The following is an 18,154-nucleotide window of genomic DNA, read 5'->3' as shown; positions in this document are numbered from 1 at the left end:
AGGAGTAGGGATGCTAGAGGATGTACTAGTTGATTAATTTATATTTAAAACAGTGGTTTAAGTGGTTAACTTTAAATATTTAAAAGTGTAATTAATTCTTTACTTATTGTTCTTAAATAAAAGATGAATAAAATTATTTGAGTGGTAATAATTAGAGTACTAATAGTATTTTTTTACAGCAAGTGAGCACAAACTCAACAATTACTTAGTGCACTAACAACTTAGGCAAGCAGCTGCTCAAGGTAAGTGTTGCTTATGTTTCTAGATAGGACACGACAGGATAGTTAGCTCTGGCTAAGTATTACTAACCACGCTAATTTCAAACCCAATACATAAAACCGCTTAGTATTAGTTACATGAATTGCAAATAAATTTCTTTTTGTATAAACAAGGTTGCTATTGTTGTTCGCTAACAACACCTTTGAATAAAAGAGGATAACGTCTCAGGCGATTTCCTATATAGTCGTCAGCTAATATTTGGTCACAGATAAAATTAACATCATCGCTTGCCTCAAAAACCCAATCAAAGCGCTCTATAGCAAGTAAAAACCCGCGTTTTAAATGGCGTTGGCATCTGTACTGTTCGAGGTTTTTTTGAATGATAGTAAGTTTTGATGGATCTGACTTAAGCGCAGCTATTACTTGGTTTATAAAAGCTGTGTTGAGCTTGCTGTCGCTGCGCTTTCTTACTTTTCGTGGATACATTAGTCTTCGTTAGCAATGTTGTTTAATTTTTTTAAGAAATCATCTTTATGTTTATCGTGTTCGTAATCAAGATGATAGGTATTATGAAACCCAAAGCGTAAAAGCACGCCACTACCTTGTAAATAAATTGTGTAACCATCAATATCTGAAAACGCTGTAACGCCCTGATAATGCTTGCCTTCGTCGTTTATCTCTCCGCGCTTTTGAATTCGCTCATATACGGCAAGTATTTGTTTGTTGTCGAGTTCATTTTTCATATTTTGCACCTTTAATTTAAGATTCAATACGTATTTGTTATGAGGGTCGATCAGCATAAAAACAACAGATAAAATTGATTGATAATGCTTTGCGATTTACTGTTTATAAATTATGCTCATGGTTCATTTTTTATTGAGCTTTCACCATGATAGACAAGGCGTTATTGCTTAAAACTCGTGAGTTATCAGATCAACTAATTGCACTTCAAACACCTATTCGAATTCTTGATGCAATAAATTGGGATAAACAGATCAAAGAGGAATTTTTTAGGCAAAAGTGTCAAAAAAACCCCCTTATAGATCGTGCATACTACCAACAGCGCGATTTAGGCTTTATGCCTAGTGAGTTACGCCAGGCCTTTTCAACATTACACCGAAACATTATTAACCAGTTAGGTCAGTTAAACCCTATTTCTCAATATATGGGCAAAATGTGTGGCGAATATAAAACGGTATTAAGTATGTTGGAGTATCGAGGTACACCAGAATTTCACGATTTATCAGTCGAGCTTTTTGGTCATCCTAAAGATTTATTTCATGCGGGTGAGCCTTCACTCTCTGAGCTTGCGAATATGTTAGAGCAACCACTGCAAAATTTATTAATGGCTGACATTTTACCCGATGATCCTAAAAATATAGTTGCTAGCGACGCGGTGCGAATTTTATCTGAGCAAGTTAATGCCAGTATGCCAGGCATAAATGTAGAGGTTATGTTGAGCGATGGGATTGTAAGCGACGCAGCAGCAGGTGCTAATAATATAAAGCTAAACCAAGATGTGAAATTCTCACAACGTGAATTAGATATATTAGAAGTACATGAAGGGTGGATTCATGTGGGCACGACTCAAAATGGTTTAGCCCAACCTTATTTAACGTGTTTGAGTAAGGGCACACCAAGCTCAACAGTGACACAAGAGGGGTTAGCCGTATTAACTGAAATTATTACCCTAAAATCTACCCCTAGGCGCTTATCGAAACTGGTTAATCGAATTCAAGCGGTCACCAAAGTGATTGATGGTGCTGAATTTGTTGATATATACCGAGATTACGTAGCTCAAGGAGTATCTAAAGACGATAGTTATACGTTGGCTCAGCGTGTATTTAGAGGCAGCACATCAACAGGGTTACCGTTTACTAAAGACATTGCCTACATAAAAGGCTTTGTTTTAGTGTATAACTTAATACGCGTGGCAATTCAGTTAGGGCGCATCGATCAGTTACCGCTGTTATTAGTCGGTAAGTTGTCTATTGATGATTTTAGGTTAATTTCTCAGCTTCATGATTTAGGTGTGATTGAAAGCCCTAAGTTTGTTCCCCCGCATTTTAAAGATTTACGCGGGCTAGCAACATGGCTTAGTTTTGGCCGCTTTATAGGTGACTTATCGTTTGAGCAACTAGAAAACGACTATAAACCCTTGTTTTTATGATGTAGGTATTTTATCTGCATGCTTAAGTTAGTGAGCATAAAAAAAGCCCGTAAGGGCTTTTTTTGTTTTCATCAAATTATCGTGCGTTGGTGCTTTCAAATATTTTATCTGCAGACGCTGCAACAAAGCCTGTGTAAAGTTCACCATCAGCTTTAGGGTAACGTATTGCAAACTCATAAAAACAGCTAGGAATGCGCATGTCGTCGTCGCTAAAACTGACAGCGTATTCATCAGCCAGAGTTGATGATTGCTCTAGTAGCACCTCTGGCGAGCCTTTTACTTCACCGCCTGATGTATTAAGCGTAAAGCCGGCATCCTTAAGTGCTTGGTTAACATCGTGAATGTTATCAAACTTAGCAAGCGTATTAATGTTTACAGTGAAATGGTTAGCTCGGTATCCCCAAGCTGACATCCATGCAGCGTATTCACTCTCAGCAAGTAGTTGTTTGTAAGTATCTGTAGACACTTGCCAATGCGTACCTGAATATAGAAAATTATCAGCTGTAACGGCGCTCTCATCTATTTGCTCAACCATGTCAGTAACGATTGCTTGAAGTGCTGGTGAGCACTTTTCTACTAAAAGTTCAGAGATAAATACTTTAGGTTGCGATGGATCAGTATGTTCGTAGTGTTTAGCGTACAGTTTTTTTGCTTCAAAATGGTATTCACCACACTCTTTGTAACCTATTGCCAAAAAGTGCGCAGCTAACTTTTCAAGGTTTACTTTTTCAATATTGAATGTACGAAGTGCGATGTGGTCGTTAATAATATCGTCTTGCTGTGTTGAGCCTAACAGTGAATGAATTTTGTCAGCCGACGGAGTTACTTCAACATAATTTTGCCAAAGATTTTCAAATAATGTGTTTACATCTGTATGCATGGTCAATCCTTAAATTTGGTTACTTTATTTATTCTATTATTAAGCCCGGTGCGAGGGTTTGCGGTAGGTTCACTTTATCTGATTCAACAGAAGCTACAGGGTATGCACAGTAATCGGCTGCGTAATACGCACTTGCTCTGTGGTTACCACTGGCACCAATACCGCCAAATGGTGCGGCACTAGAAGCGCCAGTAATAGGGCGGTTCCAGTTAACAATACCTGCACGAATGCGTTTTAAAAAGTGTGCGTAATCATCTTCGTTGTCAGCTAGTAACCCGGCTGATAATCCAAAGCTGGTGTTGTTAGCTTCGGCAATAGCGTTATTAAATTCAGTATATCGGTATACCTTAATTAAAGGGCCAAAATGTTCCTCATCCGGCATATCTGTAATGTGTGTTACATCAATAATACCTGGGCTAACAAAGCCTGTTCCACCCTTTAAATGTTTCAATTCAACTAAAGAGGTAGCACCTTTTTTAATAAGTTCATTATGCGCAGCAACCATACCAAGGGCTGCTTTTTCACTTATCATTGCGCCCATAAATGGTTGCTCTGTTGCAAAGCTATCGTCAACCACAATATTTTTAGTCGCGCTAATAAGTTTTTCTAAAATGGCATCGCCATTGGCTGAATTTTCTATAAACACACGGCGTGCACAGGTACAGCGCTGACCTGAAGTGATAAAACCAGACTGGATAATATCGTGTACGGCAGCGCTTACATCGGCTACATTTTTAACTATTAATGGGTTATTACCGCCCATTTCAAGTGCCAAAATTTTACCCGGATGGCCAGCAAATTGTTTATGTAATAAATGTCCGGTATTAGAGCTGCCGGTAAAAAATAGCCCATCAATGTCTTGATGAGAAGCAAGAGCTTTACCGGTTTCTATTTCACCTTGAACAAGGTTTATAACACCTGCTGGTAAACCTGCTTTTAACCAAAGTGATAATGTAAACTCAGCCACATGTGGTGTTAATTCAGAAGGCTTAAAGACTACGGTGTTACCCGCTAAAATAGCTGGGACTATATGGCCATTGGGTAAATGCCCCGGAAAGTTATACGGGCCAAAAATAGCAACAACACCGTGTGGCTTATGGCGTATAAACGCTTTTGCACCTGGCATTGGGTTTTCGGTTGTGCCTGTGCGCTCATTGTAGGCTTTAATTGAAATAGCCACTTTACCCGTCATTGCGCCCACTTCTGTGCGCGTTTCCCAAAGTGGCTTTCCTGTTTCTCGGGCTATAATAGTGGCAAATTCTTCGCTGTTTTCTTTTAACTGCTGTACGAAGTTTTCTAGTAGGGCAATTCGCGCTTCCAGCGGTGTATCGGCCCATGATAATTGTGCAGTTCTTGCTGCTTTAATAGCACTATTTACTTGATCTGCATTCGCGCCATTGCCTTGCCAAACAGTTTCTCCGTTACTTGGGTTCACAGATGTAAATGCTGGCCCTTGGCCGCTGTGCCACTGGTTATTAATTAGTTGTGTGTTCATAAGTGTATTTACAGTCGAAAGAATCGGGCTGCATCTCCTTGACTTAAATTGAGGGCGTCAGCAACGTCTTGGCTGATCACCAATGTATGTTTGGCATGGTTGTAATGTGCATGCTGAGTAAATGTAGCTCTAAAACCACTCACTCCTTGATTGCATACAGCAAGTGTATCTGAGCTTTTTTCACTAATGTGCTCAAGCTCGCCAATAGTAATTGGGCAAACTTGCGACTCTCTTACACTTCTAATATTACCTAGCTTTGCTTCTACAGTTGGGCCTGCATCAAAAAGGTCAACGTAACCTCTGTGTTCAAACCCTTCTTTTTCTAAAAGTTTTAAGGCTGGCTTGGTTTTTTCATGCACATGGCCTATGACTGCTTGAGCTTTTTTACTTAATAAGTTTACGTAAATAGGATACTTAGGCATGAGTTCACTAATAAACACTTTATCGCCAAGGCCGACTAAATGATCGGCTTGTGGAAATTCAATGCTGAAAAAGTGTTCTTGTAACCATTGCCAAAATGGTGAGTGGCCGTGTTCGTCACTCACACCGCGCATTTCAGCAATGACGGTATCGGCGAAACGTTCGCTGTGCTGGGCCATAAATAAAAAGCGTGAGCGTGATAAAAAGCGGCCGGTTAAACCTTTGCGATTGTTTTCCCGTAAAAACAACGTACATATTTCAGAGCAACCGGTGTAATCATTACACATGCTCAAAATATCTACCGTGTTGTAAACATTGAGCGTAGGGGAGTGATGAACCGTTTTACCCAAATGATAATGATACAAGGGCACTGTTAAGCCGACCGCCGCTTCAATTGCCGTTGTACCAATCACTTGACCGGTTTTACTGTCCTCTAAGACAAATAAATAGCTTTCATCTATCGGCTTATTGATATTTTTAGCAAAGCTTTTTTCAGCGCGGCTAATTTTGTCTTTTAACTGTTCGTCATCAACAGGTAAAGAAGTAAACCCATGGCCAGATTCGATAGCAATTTGTTTAAGCGCATCGAAATCGTTGGCTGTAATAGGACGTAATACTTGCATTTAGTGCATGCTCCAGTAGCACGGCAAGCCGTGCTAATTTAACTTTATTAACCGTTTATAACATCGTTAATTGCTTTATCGAAACGTGCTAAGCCTTCTTTAATATCTTCAAATGGGATCACTAGAGAAGGTGTAAAACGAATCACATCCATACCTGCTACTAAGTTCATTAAACCATTGTTAGCACTCGCCACTAAAAAGTCGCGTGCACGTCCTGCAAATTGCTCGTTTAATACAGCACCAATTAATAAACCTTTACCACGCACTTCGCTAAACACATTGTATTTTTCGTTTATTGCAGTTAAGCCTTCGCGAAATAGTTGCTCACGTTCCTTTACGCCATTTAATACATCTTCAGTATTAACAGTATCAAAGGCAGCTTCTGCTACTGCACACGCCAGTGGGTTACCACCATAAGTTGACCCATGCGTCCCTACTTTTAGATGAGCAGCAATGTCTGTTGTTGTGATCATTGCACCGATAGGAAATCCGCCACCTAATGCTTTAGCGCTTGTTAAAATATCAGGAATAACATCTAAACCTTGGTACGCATATAAGTCACCAGTTCGGCCAACACCTGTTTGTACTTCGTCAAAAATGAGTAATGCGTTATGTTTAGTACACAGCTCGCGTACTTTTTTGGCAAAATTGTTTGTTGGAGAAATAATACCGCCTTCACCTTGAAGTGGTTCCATCATTACAGCACATGTTTTGTCACTAATAAGTGCTTCAAATGCTGCTAGATCATTGTAATCACAATGGAAAATGTCACCCGGTTTAGGACCAAAGCCGTCTGAATAGGCTGCTTGACCACCTACCGTCACGGTAAAGAAAGTGCGGCCGTGAAAACCTTTGTTAAATGCGATGATTTGTGATTTTTCTGCGCCAAATTTATCAAGTGCAAAGCGACGTGCTAATTTAAGTGCTGCTTCGTTCGCTTCTGCTCCCGAGTTTGCAAAGTAAACTTTTTCGGCAAACGTCGCATCAACCATTTTTTTTGCAAGGCGAAGTGCAGGCTCATTAGTCATTACATTTGATAAGTGCCAAATTTTTTCACCTTGCTCTTTAAGTGCATTAACAAGAGCAGGGTGGCAATGGCCTAAACAATTAACTGCGATACCGCCAGCAAAATCAATATATTCGTTGTTATTTTGATCCCACACGCGAGAACCTTCACCGCGTACTGGAATAACAGCTGAAGGATTGTAGTTCGGTACCATTACGTCGTTAAATAAATCTCTTGTTACTTGCATTATTACACCTAAATTATATGGGCTAGATTGAAATGTTAGTTGCTAATGTAAAGAGGAGTTAAGCCATTACGCCTCAGCAAACTAATAATTATTTTATGTTGAGTGTCATTATCGAAGGTTGGAAGTTAAAATTGTAGTGCTATTTTGTGAAAAATGACTAAAATAAAAATCAAAATAACGAAATTAATTGCCAATATGATAACACCTCAAGATGAAAAGCTACTTTCTATACTTAAAACAAACGCCAGAGCGAGTATTTCTGATTTAGCTAGGCTCCTTAATTTATCTCGATCGACAGTACAAAGTAGGATGCTTAAATTAGAAGAAACGGGTGTGATTAAAGGCTATAGCGTTGATTACGGCGATGCTTTTTTAAGTAAAATGGTATCGGCACATGTATCAATTAAAGTGATTCAAAAGCTGACTACAAAAACGAATATTGAACTAAAGCAAATTGATGCCATATCGCAGCTTTACGCCATTAGTGGTGAGTTTGACTTAATTGCAGTGGTCCAAGCACAGAATTTAGAAAAGTTGAGCCATTTACTCGATGATATTGGTAATTTAGATGGTGTGGAACGCACAACTTCTTCGGTTATTTTAGAGACCAAGTTTAAGCGTTAATGTATTTCATTTATGAATTTATAGCTTATTTCAGTATGGGGTTAGCGCGTTTAACAATTACTTTTTTGGCTGTATCAAGCTTTATGAAGTAGGCGTTACCCCCTATGCCCTTAAACTCCTCATCTGTGAATACAATTGTATTGTCGTCATAGAAGGTGATGGCTTCTTTTTGTGTAATGATGCCTAAATCTATTTTAGATACATCACCAGAGAAAAACTGATCATCTTCAAAGTTTTCAAATAACCAAATACTGGTAGAGTCGAGTAGCACGAGTTTTTTACGATCTGGACTTAACGCTGCCGACGTGATCCAACACAGTTTTTCCATTGTTGTACAGGTTTTAAAAGATCCAATTAATTGCGCTTTAAAGTTAGCTGCGTGGTCGCCTACTTTGTATAAATTTGTAATGCCATCAAAAGGCTCAGTGCGATTTTTTGTGAATAAATATAGGTGGCGACCCAGGGCTACAAACGCCTCAAGATCAAAATTACGATTGCTTGGTTTTATTGGGCTGCCATCCATTTCAGGGTAGGTAAACTTTATTATTTCGGCCTCTGTTGAGTCGGTTTTAATATCGATTGGATTCTCTATTTTATAAATAGTTAGCCAACGTCTATCATTTTTATTGTTACCAAAATCACCTAAAAAGAAATGACCAAATTTATTTTGCGTCATGTCTTCCCAATCAATGTTTTTAGCATTTGAGACTAAAATTTCTTGCGCAATCGACCCATCTTTATTTAAGCGGTAAAGCTTAGGTTCGTCGCCACCGTCGTTAATTGCCCACAAGCGATTACGCTTATCAAATTCAATGCCTGATATTTCTTTAAGCTTAGGATCGAATGTGATTTCTTTTTTACTGTATAGGGTATAAATTGAACTAAGGGTAGACACTATTGCAACTATAAAAATAACAGTCATAGTTAATAAAATGCTTTTTTTCAACATGAAATTTACGATATTTCAGAGTGTTAACTTGCTGTGTATTATCACTTAAGTGAATACGTAACTAAAGCAGTTTATCAAACAAGTTATTTGGTCGGCTTGAATTGATTTATCAGAGTATTAGAGATAAATATTAAATGCCTACAATTGCTCTAATTGGTTTAAAAATTGCTCTATGTTGTGTATGTCATTCTTAATATCTATGTTTTTATGTTTTATGCACTAATAAAGTGCGATAAAAAGATTGCTTGCACTGTAATAAAGCGTAAACAAAAATTTGCTTTACTACGGTAAGCTCAAAGTTTGAATGAATACAATCCCACATCGCCAACTTTAAAACAGGCCCTGTGGCAATAATTAAATACCTTTTACTGTTTAGTTGGAGCCTACTATGTTGCATAAACGTTTTTTTAAAACAAAAGATGAAGCGGAAATCACCTTTGAATTTGCTCACCCGGACGCACAAGAAGTCTGTTTAATTGGTGAATTTAATAGTTGGCAACCCGTGCCAATGAAGCTTAATAAAAAACAAGGTGTGTTTAAATGCAAACAACGCCTTGCGCTGGATCAACAGTACCACTTTCGTTATTTGATAAATGGCGAATTTTGGGATAACGATCATAAAGCGGACGCTTATGAGGCTAACAGTTTTGGCACTGAAAATAGTATTGTAAATACCCAACGTATCAATTAAGGCCTGTAAATGAATGAACTTTCGCAGTTGTTTTACTTACATGGCATTGGTTATGAATTTACCAAGTACACAGGCGAGCAAATATTTTTTAGTGAAGATACCCGTAAGCGTGCCTTGCAATGCTGCGGAATCAATACTCACGATCATAACAAAATAGCTCAATTAAATTACAAGCTTGATATACTGCCTTGGATGCAATTGTTGCCAAATGTAAGCTTAGTTGAACAAACAGACTGTTATTTAAAAGTTAAAATAGATGACAGACAACTTGGCCAAACTGCATCAGTAAGTGTTGCACAACTGGGTATACAGTGTGAGTTTACTGACCTTACTAATTTAACTGTCACAGGTGAATACCACTTCAATGGTGCCCGTTACATTGAAATTGCGCTTCCTTTACCAGTCATGCCTGCAGGGTATTACCAAGCGAGTATTAATGTAGGCGAACACCATTCAACCACCGAAATTTGGTCTGTACCCGAGCGTGTTTTTCAGGTTGAAGATACAAAAAAAACGGGTTTGTCGATTCAGTTATATACGCTTAAGAACAATGAAAGGTTAGGAATTGGAGACTTTTCAGACTTACTTACGCTTGTAGATTTATGCAGTGAGCATAATATGGATTACATTTTGCTCAATCCTCTGCATTTGTTGTTTTGCGACATGCCTGAGCGTGCAAGCCCATACAGCCCTAATAGTCGCGCTTTACTAAACCCTTTATATATATCTATTGGTTTATGTGAAGACAGTAAAAACAACGCTGAAATAGCAAAAATTATGCAAAGTAATGAGGCTACTTTACTTCTAAATAACAGTGAACAGTTTATTAATTACGAGGATGTTAGTTGCGTTAAACACAAATTGTTTAAGGCACTTTATAACCACTTTGAATTAACAGCCAGTAAACCACGCCGTGACGCATTTAATGCTTTTTGCGACAAACATCAGCCAACGTTACAAACTTTAGAATCAAAAAATCCTCTTTTCGACTATTACCTTCAGTGGCAAGCGCATTTACAACTTGGTTTATGTCAAGCGCGTTGTGTGCAGGGGGGGATGAAAATAGGTTTGATTAATGATTTAGCTGTTGGGTGCGCCGGGGACGGTGTTGAATTTAAAACACAGCGATCGTTATTTGCTGATAATGCCAGTGTGGGCGCACCACCTGACCCTTGGGCTGAAGGTGGTCAAAATTGGGGGTTGCCGGCTTTAAACCCGCAAAGTTTAGCACATGATAACTACTCGTTTTACCGTTCATTAATTCGTGAAAATATGCAGAATGTAGGCGGGTTAAGAATCGACCATGTTATGGCTATTCGTCGTTTATGGTGGTGTTTTGAAAATAATGACCAGCAAGATGGTTGCTATATTTATTATCCCTTTGAACATTTGCTGGCTATTTTGAAAATAGAGTCGCATATTAATCAAAGTATAGTTATAGGCGAAGATTTAGGCATTGTTCCACCAGAGGTAAAGCATGCTTTGTCATGCAGTGGTATTTTTTCAAACAGTTTATTTTATTTTGAAAAGCAAAACGACGGTGACTTTTTACCGGTACACAAATTACCCGCTCAGTGTTTATTAATGATTGCAAACCACGATGTACCTCCATTTACAGGCTGGTGGCAGCACGATGACATAGCTATAAAGCTAAAATACCAATTAATTGACAACGTGCAATCAACGCAATTAACCGACCAAAGAGCTGATGAACAAATACGGTTGCTGCGTTTTATTAATGCTACCGCTGGGCTTAAATTAACCATACACAGCGATGCTAAGTCGGTTTACGGTGCACTTAGTCAGTGCTTAGCTGGCTCAGACTCTCGGTTGTTTGCTTTACAAATAGATGATTTAGATGAGCAGCAATATCCGGTAAATATTCCTGGTACAGATAAAGAGTATCCAAATTGGCGACGTGTATTAACACATACATGTGAAGAAATTTTTGCAAACAACGCCACGCTTTTAGCTGCGATCGATTCAATAAGGAAAGGTTAAATGAGCAGTACAGCTTCAAATAGTTCGGCATTATCTAAAGCTCAAAACGCTGACTACGATGCGCAAGTTAATGCGCTTAGCACGGGACGATTTAAAGACCCATTTAGCTTTTTAGGAGCACATGTAGTAAATGAATCAAATGCAGAGGTGCGTTTATATTTACCCGATGCACAAAGCGCTTCTTTAACAATAAATAACAAATTAGTCGAAACACAACGATATAAGCAAAGTGACTTATTTATAGCCTATATAAGCCAGTTACCTGACTCGCCTTATTTATGTACTGCCCAATATAGCGACACTTCGAGTACGTTTTTTGATGAGTATAGTTTTAAAAGTGAGCTTGATACTGATGCCATGTACTTATTTAACGAAGGCAGCTTAGAGCATGCATACTTGCACTTTGGTGCACATTTCACTAAACAGCAAGATGTAGATGGCGTTCGTTTTTGTTTGTGGGCACCTAATGCCGCCAGTGTTTCTATTATTGGCGAGTTTAATTTTTGGCAAGCAAACCGGCATTTCATGCGTTTTCATCCTGCCAGTGGTGTTTGGGAGTTATTTATTCCCGGACTCAAAGCAGACATGTGCTACAAATTTTCTATCACAGCGCAAAGTGGTGAGGTAATAGAAAAAGCAGATCCTTATGCTTTTAAAATGCAACAGGCACCAGGTACCGCAAGTGTTCTGCAGTTTAAACCAGAGGCAATAACCCTAAGTGAACAAGCAATCAGCAATAGGCAAAAGCGCAATCATATAGATGCACCAATCAGTATTTATGAAGTGCACTTAGCGTCGTGGCAGCGAAGTGAAGATAATCGTTATTTGAGTTATATCGAGCTTGCCGACAAACTCGTAAGCTACGCGCTTGAAATGAACTTTACCCACTTGCAGCTTATGCCCATAAGTGAATATCCGTTTGACGGTTCATGGGGATACCAGCCAGTCGGATTATTCGCGCCAACCAGTCGCTTTGGTGATTACAACAGCTTTAAGTATTTTGTAGAGCAATGCCATAAATACAATCTAGGTATTTTACTTGATTGGGTTCCGGGGCATTTTCCAAGCGATCCCCATGGTTTACATCGATTTGATGGTACACACTTGTACGAACATGCCGACATGCGCCAAGGCTTTCATCCAGATTGGAACACGTATATTTATAATTATGATCGCCCAGAAGTTAAGAGCTTTTTAATTTCTAATGCAATGTATTGGCTTCATCAATTTGGCTTAGATGGTTTAAGAGTAGATGCCGTTGCGTCAATGCTGTACTTAGATTACAGCCGCAAAGAGGGAGAGTGGATACCTAATTGTTATGGCGGTCGCGAAAACCTCGGTGCCATTGAGTGCCTCAAACAAGTTAATTTACGCAGTTATAAAAACAACCCTGGCATTATGATGGTGGCAGAAGAGTCGACTGCTTGGCCGGGAGTCACACAAAGTGTAGAGCATAATGGCTTAGGTTTTGGTTATAAATGGAATATGGGGTGGATGAACGACAGCTTATTATATATGCAGCGTGATCCACTTTATAAGCAACATCACCATCATGAAATTACGTTTTCGATGGTGTATGCATTTAGTGAAAACTTTATTTTACCGCTTAGCCATGACGAAGTTGTTCATGGTAAAGGCGCGCTAATTGAAAAAATGCCGGGCGATGATTGGCAAAAATTCGCAAATTTACGTGCTTATTATGCATTTATGTGGGCACACCCAGGCAAAAAGTTATTATTTATGGGTGGTGAAATAGCTCAACGGGCTGAGTGGGGGCATGATCATTCTATTGATTGGCATTTGCTAGAACATGAAAGTCATAAAGGTATAAAGCAGACAGTAAAAACGTTAAATCAGGTCTATAAAAATCAACCCGCGCTTTATGAACTTGATTCAAGTGCCGCAGGTTTTGATTGGATTGATAACAATAATAACGAGCAAAGCATTTTAAGTTTTGTACGTTATGCTAAAAATGCCCATGATTTTGTCGTGGTGATTGCAAACTTTACGCCTATGTCATATCAAGAATATACCTTGGGCGTTCCGAGCAAAGGCGTTTATAAAGTAATCATGAACACCGATGAAAGCGATTTTTTTGGTTCGGGTATTAAAGTATCTCAAAACCAATCAAATACTGTTGTCACTAACGATAATCCTCAACATGGTTTTAACCAAAGCATCACGATTGCTATGGGTGGCTTAACCACAATTTATTTGCAAAAGGTACAAGATGAGTAATCAATTTGAAGTCACTCATGGCCTTGTTGAGCCCCTCGGATCAAGCTTGCATGCAAATGGTGTTAATTTTTCATTGTATGCGCCAAAAGCGACACAAGCGTATGTGTGTTTATTTGATAAAAGTGGCCACTCTGAAATACTTAAAGTGGCTATGAATATAAACGAAGGCGGTATATGGAGTGTTCACATTGCACCGCTTAATACTGGGGCGCTTTATGGGTTTAGGGTAGAGGGTGAATACAATCCAAATACAGGGATGCTATTTAATGAGCACAAACTTCTAATTGATCCTTACGCAAAAGATTTATTTGGTGAGTTTACATGGAGTGAGCGCCATTATGGACAAATGCCGATAGGCATCAAAAGTACGGTTAATAATGCCATTGATATACCAAAATCAAAAGTGTCATCACTTGTTTCGTATGAACATAAAAAACCGAATCACAGGTGGTCGCAAACAGTCATTTATGAGTGTCATGTAAAAGGGACTACGTGTCGTCACCCTCAAATACCTAAAGCGTTGCAAGGTAAGTTTTTAGGATTGAGCCATCCGTTTTTTATTGAACATTTAAAAAGCTTTGGAGTAACAGCAATAGAGCTACTCCCTGTGCATGCTTTTATCAGCGAGCAATTTTTAACAGGCAAAGGCCTACAAAATTATTGGGGGTATAACACGCTTAACTTTTTTACTCCTCATAAAGACTATTTAGTAAACGACGATATTAACGAGTTTAAACAAATGGTTAAGGAGCTTCATGCTGCAGATATCGAAGTTATTTTAGATGTTGTTTATAACCATACAGCCGAAGCGGGCAACGATGGTCCTATTTTGTCATTGCGTGGGTTAGACAACCTTGCTTACTACCGCACAGCAGAAGCACAACCTAATGTATACATAAACGATACGGGGTGTGGCAATACCATTAATATTGATCACCCAAAAACGTTACAGTTAGTACTCGATAGCCTGCGATATTGGGTCGAAGTAATGGGTGTTGATGGCTTTAGGTTTGATTTAGCTACTATACTCGGTCGCTCTAAATCAGGGTTTAGTTCAGCGCATACGTTTTTGCAGACCATTGCTCAAGACCCTGTTTTAAACAAGGTAAAGTTAATTAGTGAGCCATGGGATATTGGCCCGGGCGGTTATCAACTTGGGGCTTTTCCTCCCCCTTGGCGAGAGTGGAATGACCAATACCGAGATGTAATTCGTCGTTTTTGGAAAAGTGAGGAAGGCATTATAGCCAGTGTAGCTAAACGCTTGCATGGCTCGTTTGATATATTTGAGCACAGCCAACGTGGCCCATTAAACAGTATTAATTTTATAACCAGTCATGATGGATTTACGCTTGCAGATTTAGTGAGTTATGAGCATAAACACAACGAAGCAAATGGTGAGAATAACAGAGATGGCCACAGTGCTAATTACTCATTTAATTGCGGGGTAGAAGGCTTTAGCAATGATGAAAAAATAGCCGCATTAAGATTACAACAACAAAAAAACTTTTTGCTTACATTAATTCTTTCTAAAGGTGTCCCTATGATTGCTGCTGGCAGTGAAATAGGGCACTCGCAAGGAGGCAATAACAATGCGTATTGTCAAAATAATCGTACGAGTTGGCTTGCTTGGAAAGAATCACAACTTAATCATTCATTAACTCAATTTATAGACGATGCACTTAAAATTAGGCGTGCGCACAGCGCATTTAAACATAGTGTATTTTTAGAAGACATAGATGAGCGTTTTACCGTTAAATGGTTTACCGAAACAGGAAAAACCATGACAGATTCGCATTGGCATGAAAATTCTCGTCAATTTTTAATGTACAGCTTACTTGATAAGCAAAATAAGCATGCGTTACTTATTGTATTTAATGCCAGTAAAAAAACTATTTTTTGCCAGCTACCTGCATCACCTATTAATGCACCGTGGCAAATGGCTTTATCGAGTGTAAATAATGCATCTTTAATAACTCACCAAGATGCAACCGTTGAAATTTCTGCACAGAGTAGTTGGGTTTTTAGTGCTAACTTAGAGGACGTAGCTAATGGCTAAGCAAGTTGAACAAGTATGTGTTGTAAAAGGATGGCAAGAAGGCCCTGTGATTGACGAAAGCACCTTAAAAGATGATTTAACACGCCATTTTTATTACACCCTAGGTCGAGATAAAGTCGGCGAATCGCAGCTTTATTTATACCATGCATTAGCATTAACGATCCGCGATCGTTTGGTTGCGCGGTGCCGAGAAACTAATAAAAAAATAAAACAGCAAAAAAGCAGAAAAACGAGTTACCTTTCACTTGAATTTTTAATGGGGCGCGCACTGGGCAATGCGGTATTAAATCTTGATTTAGAAGATCAAGTTTCATCGGCATTGCAAGAGTACTGCACTAAAATTGAAACAATTGAAGATGCAGAGCACGACGCGGGTCTTGGTAACGGTGGCTTAGGGCGCTTAGCTGCATGTTTTTTAGATAGCTGCGCAAGTTTAGCTCTACCCGTTATTGGTTATGGTATTCGTTATGAATACGGAATGTTTAACCAATCAATGAGTGACGGTAATCAAATAGAGCAACCCGATAATTGGCTACGCGAAGGGCATCCTTGGGAGCTGAGTGCCCCCGAGCATTCTAAGCGTATTAAGTTTGGTGGTTATGTAAATAGTTATACTGATAAGCAGGGTCGAGAGCACCGCCAGTGGGTTAGTAGCCATGACGTGTTAGCAGTGCCTTACGATGTGCCCATTCCTGGTTATAAAAATAATATTGTAAATACACTACGCTTATGGAAATCAGAAGCGACCGACGAATTTAACCTAACCGAATTTAATGCAGGTAGTTATTCAGAAGCGGTTGCACAAAAAAACTTAGCAGAACAAATTACCATGGTACTTTACCCTAACGACAGCAGTGAAAATGGTAAAGAGCTACGACTACGCCAACAATACTTTTTATCATCAGCAAGTATTCAAGATATTGTTGATCAGTGGGTGAATGATCATGGTGAAAGCTTTACTGACTTTGCTGATTACCATGTTTTTCAATTAAACGATACACACCCAAGTATTGCAGTTGCAGAACTCATGCGTGTTTTAGTTGATGATTACGAGCTCGACTGGGATGATGCATGGCAAATAACAACTAAAACAATGGCCTACACAAACCATACATTATTGCCAGAAGCGTTGGAGAAATGGTCAGTTTCATTATTTTCAAAATTGTTACCACGCATTTTAGAAATAGTATTTGAGATAAACGCACGTTTTTTAGCAGACGTTGCACAGCATTGGCCTGGTGATGTTGATAAACAGCGAGAGCTATCACTGATAGAAGAAGGTGGTGAACCGCAAATTCGCATGGCTTATTTAGCCATTGTGGGTAGCTATTCAGTTAATGGTGTTGCTGCACTGCATACAGAATTATTAAAAGCAGGTTTATTTAAAGAGTTTTATGCACTTTGGCCAAATAAGTTTAATAACAAAACCAATGGGGTGACACCGAGGCGTTGGCTTGCCCATTGTAACCCAACATTGAGCGAATTGATTAGTGAGAAAATAGGCAGCGATTGGGTACGTGACTTTGCTCAAATAAATCAGTTACGCCGTTTTTATGATGACACATCATTTCAAACACAGTGGCAAGACGCCAAAGTAATAAACAAACAACGTTTAGTTGATTTAGTTAAAGAGCGCTGTGGTGTAGAGTTTGATGTGTCTATGATGTTTGACGTACAAGTTAAACGTATTCATGAGTACAAGCGTCAGCTACTAAATATCCTCCATGTTATCCATTTGTATGACCGCATTCGTCGTGGCGACACGCAAGGGCTCGTGCCTCGTTGTGTTTTACTCGGTGGTAAAGCTGCACCGGGTTACTACATGGCTAAAAAAATAATTAAGCTAATCAATAATGTAGCAGATGTGATCAATAAAGACCCACTAGCGTCATCGTACTTACGCGTGGCTTTTTTACCTAATTACAATGTGACAGCCATGGAAGTTATTTGTCCCGCTACTGATTTGTCTGAGCAAGTCTCAACAGCCGGTAAAGAAGCTTCAGGCACAGGCAATATGAAGTTCATGATGAATGGTGCATTAACTATTGGCACGTTAGATGGTGCCAATATCGAAATTAGAGATGCTGTTGGTGCTGATAATTTCTTCTTATTTGGCGCTGAAGCGCATCAGATTGATGATATTAAATCGCGTTATAATCCCGCACATTTAATTGAGCAAAATAGTGATTTAGCCAATGTCATGCATTTGCTAGAAAGCGGACACTTTAATTTATTTGAACCTTGCCTATTTGACGATGTAATTAATGCAATTAAGAGCCCACACGATCCATGGCTTGTTGCACACGATTTCGAAAGCTACGTATCTGCACAAAAGCAAGTAGATAAAGCCTATGCTGATCAAGCTTATTGGACGCAAATGAGTATTTTAAATACCGCTGCCAGTGGCATATTTTCAAGTGATAGGACCATAAGCCAATACAGTGACGACATTTGGCATTTAACCCCACTCAATACTAGTGACACTGACTCAACGACAGCTACCAGTAAAGCCACTAAAAGTTAGATAAATGGAGA

Annotated in this window: 14 protein-coding genes; 7 read left to right on the top strand and 7 right to left on the bottom strand. The window is 39.1% G+C overall.

Features of this window, described 5'->3' with window-relative positions; all coding sequences use genetic code 11:
• Positions 1-396: 396 nt before the first annotated feature.
• The gene (locus tag ATS76_RS12200) at positions 397-705 is read right to left on the bottom strand and encodes a hypothetical protein (protein WP_058552355.1); all 309 of its coding nucleotides are present in this window, start codon (positions 703-705) and stop codon (positions 397-399) included.
• A complete protein-coding gene (locus ATS76_RS12195) occupies positions 705-962 on the bottom strand; it encodes a DUF3081 domain-containing protein (RefSeq protein ID WP_058552354.1) in 258 nt (85 codons plus the stop codon). The genes ATS76_RS12200 and ATS76_RS12195 overlap by 1 nt, the downstream gene beginning before the upstream one ends.
• Before the next feature lie 146 nt (positions 963-1,108).
• On the opposite strand from ATS76_RS12195, the gene ATS76_RS12190 reads away from it, so the two are divergent.
• Positions 1,109-2,389 (top strand): flavohemoglobin expression-modulating QEGLA motif protein, encoded by a 1,281-nt coding sequence (locus ATS76_RS12190; RefSeq protein WP_058552353.1) that lies wholly within the window; start codon positions 1,109-1,111, stop codon positions 2,387-2,389.
• 76 nt (positions 2,390-2,465) lie between these two features.
• On the opposite strand, the gene ATS76_RS12185 is transcribed toward ATS76_RS12190, so the two are convergent.
• From ATS76_RS12185 to ATS76_RS12170, 4 genes are read right to left on the bottom strand one after another with little or no spacing between them, the layout of a single operon-like run.
• The gene (locus tag ATS76_RS12185) at positions 2,466-3,269 is read right to left on the bottom strand and encodes a DUF1338 domain-containing protein (protein WP_058552352.1); all 804 of its coding nucleotides are present in this window, start codon (positions 3,267-3,269) and stop codon (positions 2,466-2,468) included.
• A 28-nt stretch (positions 3,270-3,297) separates the two neighbouring features.
• A complete protein-coding gene (astD, locus tag ATS76_RS12180) occupies positions 3,298-4,764 on the bottom strand; it encodes a succinylglutamate-semialdehyde dehydrogenase (protein ID WP_058552351.1) in 1,467 nt (488 codons plus the stop codon).
• 8 nt (positions 4,765-4,772) lie between these two features.
• On the bottom strand, positions 4,773-5,807 hold the full coding sequence (gene astA, locus ATS76_RS12175) for an arginine N-succinyltransferase (protein WP_058552350.1): 1,035 nt from the start codon (positions 5,805-5,807) through the stop codon (positions 4,773-4,775).
• Positions 5,808-5,854: 47 nt separating this feature from the next.
• Positions 5,855-7,060, bottom strand: a complete 1,206-nt coding sequence (locus tag ATS76_RS12170) for an aspartate aminotransferase family protein (protein WP_058552349.1) — start codon at positions 7,058-7,060, stop codon at positions 5,855-5,857.
• Between the two features lie 195 nt (positions 7,061-7,255).
• Between ATS76_RS12170 and ATS76_RS12165 the strand changes: the two genes are divergently transcribed.
• The gene (locus ATS76_RS12165) at positions 7,256-7,684 is read left to right on the top strand and encodes an Lrp/AsnC family transcriptional regulator (protein ID WP_058404217.1); all 429 of its coding nucleotides are present in this window, start codon (positions 7,256-7,258) and stop codon (positions 7,682-7,684) included.
• A 25-nt stretch (positions 7,685-7,709) separates the two neighbouring features.
• Here ATS76_RS12165 and ATS76_RS12160 read toward each other — a convergent pair whose 3' ends face one another.
• Complete coding sequence (locus tag ATS76_RS12160) at positions 7,710-8,633, bottom strand: hypothetical protein (RefSeq protein WP_058552348.1); 924 nt, start codon at positions 8,631-8,633, stop codon at positions 7,710-7,712.
• 388 nt (positions 8,634-9,021) lie between these two features.
• Here ATS76_RS12160 and ATS76_RS12155 point away from each other — a divergent pair, with 388 nt between their 5' ends.
• From ATS76_RS12155 to ATS76_RS12135, 5 genes are read left to right on the top strand one after another with little or no spacing between them, the layout of a single operon-like run.
• Complete coding sequence (locus ATS76_RS12155; RefSeq protein WP_058552347.1) at positions 9,022-9,324, top strand: isoamylase early set domain-containing protein; 303 nt, start codon at positions 9,022-9,024, stop codon at positions 9,322-9,324.
• Positions 9,325-9,333: 9 nt separating this feature from the next.
• Entirely contained in the window at positions 9,334-11,325 is a 1,992-nt protein-coding gene (malQ, locus tag ATS76_RS12150; RefSeq protein WP_058552346.1) for a 4-alpha-glucanotransferase, read from the top strand.
• Positions 11,326-13,563: a 1,4-alpha-glucan branching protein GlgB gene (glgB, locus tag ATS76_RS12145; RefSeq protein ID WP_058552345.1), complete on the top strand. Its 2,238-nt coding sequence runs from the start codon at positions 11,326-11,328 to the stop codon at positions 13,561-13,563.
• A complete protein-coding gene (gene glgX / locus ATS76_RS12140) occupies positions 13,556-15,619 on the top strand; it encodes a glycogen debranching protein GlgX (protein WP_058552344.1) in 2,064 nt (687 codons plus the stop codon). Before glgB ends, glgX begins: the two co-directional genes overlap by 8 nt.
• Positions 15,612-18,143, top strand: a complete 2,532-nt coding sequence (locus ATS76_RS12135; RefSeq protein ID WP_058552343.1) for a glycogen/starch/alpha-glucan phosphorylase — start codon at positions 15,612-15,614, stop codon at positions 18,141-18,143. The genes glgX and ATS76_RS12135 overlap by 8 nt, the downstream gene beginning before the upstream one ends.
• The last annotated feature ends 11 nt before the right edge of the window (positions 18,144-18,154 follow it).

It is taken from the genome of Pseudoalteromonas sp. 10-33, from assembly GCF_001469195.1.
Taxonomy (GTDB): domain Bacteria; phylum Pseudomonadota; class Gammaproteobacteria; order Enterobacterales; family Alteromonadaceae; genus Pseudoalteromonas.
The sequence above is the reverse complement of the archived record's forward strand: the minus strand, read 5'-3'. Positions and strand labels throughout refer to the sequence as shown.